The sequence below is a fragment of the Bradyrhizobium sp. genome, assembly GCF_049581145.1.
GTDB lineage: Bacteria > Pseudomonadota > Alphaproteobacteria > Rhizobiales > Xanthobacteraceae > Bradyrhizobium.
On sequence record NZ_JBAURI010000409.1, the window covers coordinates 1 to 1,974 of the forward strand.

At 65.6% G+C, this 1,974-nt stretch carries 4 protein-coding genes and 1 pseudogene; 4 read left to right on the forward strand and 1 reads right to left on the reverse strand.

Going from position 1 to position 1,974, the window contains the following annotated elements; all coding sequences use genetic code 11:
• Positions 1–95, reverse strand: a pseudogene (locus WCB02_RS13200) (type 1 glutamine amidotransferase domain-containing protein); the annotation flags it as partial.
• Between the two features lie 581 nt (positions 96–676).
• Between WCB02_RS13200 and WCB02_RS13205 the strand changes: the two are divergent.
• From WCB02_RS13205 to WCB02_RS13220, 4 genes are all read left to right on the forward strand, one after another.
• Positions 677–1,201, forward strand: coding sequence for a hypothetical protein (locus tag WCB02_RS13205; protein ID WP_423958670.1), 525 nt, complete (start codon positions 677–679; stop codon positions 1,199–1,201).
• Positions 1,202–1,240: 39 nt separating this feature from the next.
• A complete protein-coding gene (locus WCB02_RS13210; RefSeq protein ID WP_423958671.1) occupies positions 1,241–1,528 on the forward strand; it encodes a hypothetical protein in 288 nt (95 codons plus the stop codon).
• A gap of 4 nt (positions 1,529–1,532) precedes the next feature.
• Positions 1,533–1,664, forward strand: coding sequence for a hypothetical protein (locus WCB02_RS13215; RefSeq protein ID WP_423958672.1), 132 nt, complete (start codon positions 1,533–1,535; stop codon positions 1,662–1,664).
• Positions 1,661–1,974 (forward strand): hypothetical protein (locus WCB02_RS13220; RefSeq protein ID WP_423958673.1); only part of this gene is annotated, 314 nt, incomplete at its 3' end. The genes WCB02_RS13215 and WCB02_RS13220, both read left to right, overlap by 4 nt.

Consider the following 1,974-nt stretch of genomic DNA (forward strand, 5'->3'; position numbering starts at 1 on the left):
TAGTAGGGTGCGGCGAGCTCTTCGAGCCAGAAGCCGGTCTTCTTGCCGGTGTTGCCGAGCTGGTCGTGGGATGTGATCACCATCAGCACTTTCATGACGTTCTCCTTGGTCCATGATCTTGGGTCGACGGTCTTGAGTTGACGGTCTTGCATCAGCCGCCGTCCGCATGGCGACAGACACGCTTCGGTCGCGATCTCGTCAGTTCGCGCCGAGTTCTGGCGATCTCCATGATGTCCAGGGATCGCCGGCTTTGCTGGAGAGGCCGCGCGCAGCACGCGCCGCCTTTTGTTTCACGCCGGTTGGCGCAGCGATCGGAATCCGGCTCGGAGCAGAACCGCGCCGGTCGTTCCCAGGCGGCGAAAATGGCGGCGCCTGGCGAGGCGGAAGCTACGCTCCCGCAGGGGCAGCTGTCGATCATCCCTCCCATCACATATGCGGTACCGGACATCGCCTTGCAATGACGGGGAGGAGTTGCGCTTCGATCGCTCGCCGTCATTGCGAGCGCAGCAAGGCAATCCATGTCGGCGACGCCGCCGCCCGAACGCGCTGCGCGGCCGGCCTTCGCAAATCTGTGCATGGCCGGCGCGGCCATCCACAGAAACCGTGTCCGGCAAATTGAAGCCTTAAGGCAAATCACAGTTTCCTCACGCTCGCACCAATTCGAAACGAGGGTGAGATGGGCATTGCTGACTTGAAGACGCGGCTGCGCGACATTCCCGGCATCGAGACGCTGACGATGCAGATGCTAGCGGGCCGGCAGAACTACAATCTGAATGGGCGCGTGATCGCGCTCGACGCCGGCGCATCCGATATCGACGTCGAGCAGGCGATCCGCGCCGCGATTGCGTCACCCGCGATCGCGCAGATGCCGGCCGGAACGCCGATTCCAGCTGCGCCTGCCATTGCAGCTTTGCCGGCTGTGAACGTGCAGGTGGCAGCAGCATCGTCGGCCGCCGCGCCGCTGCCTTCGGCCACCGCGCATCCCGCATCCGCCGGGTTGAGCGTGAAGCAGATGATGGACGAGCACACCCGCATGATGGGCGAGATCCAGGCGGCGCAGGTCGAGCTGTTGCGCGCGACGCTGGCGCGCCAGCGGCAGGCGGTGTCGTCCGCGGTCGGCAGCGTCGCGCAGAAGATCGAGGGCCAGACCGAGGATTTCCTGTCGGTCATGGGCCAGTTCACCAACGATCTCGGGATCTAGCCTGCCGTCCCGTTTTTGGGCCGCTGTGGAATTGCGCGAATGACGAGGGCAATCCTTGATATTCAGGCCAGGGCGCGCCGGCACACCGCCGCGGCCCTCAAGGCGCTCGCCGCTATCATGAAGAACGAGGAGGCGCCGGCCGCGGCGCGGATCTCGGCGGCGCAGGCGCTGCTCGATCGCGCCTGGGGCAAGCCGACGCAGCCGATGTCGGGCGACGAAGACGGCGATCCCATCAACGTGCTGACTCGCATCGAGCGCGTCATCGTGCCGGCGAAACCGGCGGAGCAAACCGGGCAGGTCGATGCCGCGCCGCCGGCGGAGGGCTAGCAGCATGCTGCGATGTCTATGCGTGACGGTGTTCGTGGCAGCCGCGCTTTATGCGGCGTGGCGCGGGTCCGGCTGGCTGGTCGACAGCATCGGCGGCACGCCGATCGGCCGGGGAATGACGGGGGGAGACGAATGAGGAACGTGCAACATCTGCTCGACCGGATCGAGCAGCTCGAGGGGATCCTGGGCGTGGACCGCTCGACCTGCAGCCGCATCCGCGAGGCGCTCGGCATCGAGCCGCGGCACGCGCAGATCGTCGGCATGCTGCTGTCGCGCGACTTCGTGACGCGCGACGGCCTCTATACCGTGCTGTTCGAGAGCCTGCCGGAATGCGAATGGCCGGATGAGAAGATCCTCGACGTGCAAATGTGCAAGCTGCGCGCGCAGCTCAAGCACAACAACATCAAGCTCGAGATCAGGACCAGATGGGGCGAAGGCTGGTCGAT

Bases quoted from the DNA above. Each gene is read 5' to 3' on its own strand.
- WCB02_RS13215 (WP_423958672.1), top strand. From the start codon at position 1,533: ATGCTGCGATGTCTATGCGTGACGGTGTTCGTGGCAGCCGCGCTTTAT.
- WCB02_RS13205 (WP_423958670.1), top strand. From the start codon at position 677: ATGGGCATTGCTGACTTGAAGACGCGGCTGCGCGACATTCCCGGCATC.
- WCB02_RS13210 (WP_423958671.1), top strand. From the start codon at position 1,241: ATGACGAGGGCAATCCTTGATATTCAGGCCAGGGCGCGCCGGCACACC.